We start from the raw sequence: 740 nt of genomic DNA on the forward strand, positions 1-740 counted from the left end.
GCGGTGTCGAGGGAGAGCGACGTGGGCATCATGTGATCCTCGCGGATAGGTGAACCGTGGTTCCGGCGGCATCAGGATTGATGGTGACGTCATTCATGAGCCCCCGCATGAGGGCAATACCCCGTCCCCGGTGGGGATAACTAGCCGGTTGCGGCGGTTTCCACGAGCCGGTGTCGGTGATGGTCAACTGCACCCGGTCGACCAGTGCGGTCGCGCCCAGGCTGATGGTGCCTTCCGGCTGGTCCCGGTGACCGTGCTCGATGGCGTTGGCGACGGCCTCCCCGGCGGCGACCAGCACGTTCATCGCCTGTTCCGGGTCCAGTCGGGTGCGGGTCAGCCAGGTGCGCAACGCGGTTCGTGCGGGCGCCAAGTGACTGACGTCAGCCGGGAACGTCAGCTCCAGCGGAGCGGGATGACGATAAAGCAGAACGACTACGTCGTCCTGATAGCCGCCGCCGGGGAGGCCGTCGCCAACGCCATCGAGCACGGTCACCGGGACCAGCCGGAAGGCACCATCAGCCTGGGCGCGACCGCACTGGTCGACCGGGTGCAGTTGACCATCACCGACACCGGCTCGTGGAAACCGCCGCAACCGGCTAGTTATCCCCACCGGGGACGGGGTATTGCCCTCATGCGGGGGCTCATGAATGACGTCACCATCAATCCTGATGCCGCCGGAACCACGGTTCACCTATCCGCGAGGATCACATGATGCCCACGTCGCTCTCCCTCGACACCGC

Annotated in this window: 1 protein-coding gene and 1 pseudogene; one reads left to right on the top strand and one right to left on the bottom strand. The window is 65.9% G+C overall.

Annotation, left to right across the window (positions count from 1 at the left end; genetic code table 11):
- Positions 1–28: 28 nt before the first annotated feature.
- Positions 29–460 (bottom strand): annotated as a pseudogene (locus A5701_RS13050) (ATP-binding protein); the annotation flags it as partial.
- On the opposite strand from A5701_RS13050, the gene A5701_RS13055 reads away from it, so the two are divergent.
- On the top strand, positions 413–712 hold the full coding sequence (locus A5701_RS13055; protein ID WP_082969737.1) for an ATP-binding protein: 300 nt from the start codon (positions 413–415) through the stop codon (positions 710–712). The pseudogene A5701_RS13050 and the gene A5701_RS13055 sit on opposite strands and share 48 nt — an antisense overlap.
- Positions 713–740 lie beyond the last annotated feature (28 nt).

This window comes from Mycobacterium sp. E3305 (genome assembly GCF_001666785.1).
Taxonomy (GTDB): domain Bacteria; phylum Actinomycetota; class Actinomycetes; order Mycobacteriales; family Mycobacteriaceae; genus Mycobacterium.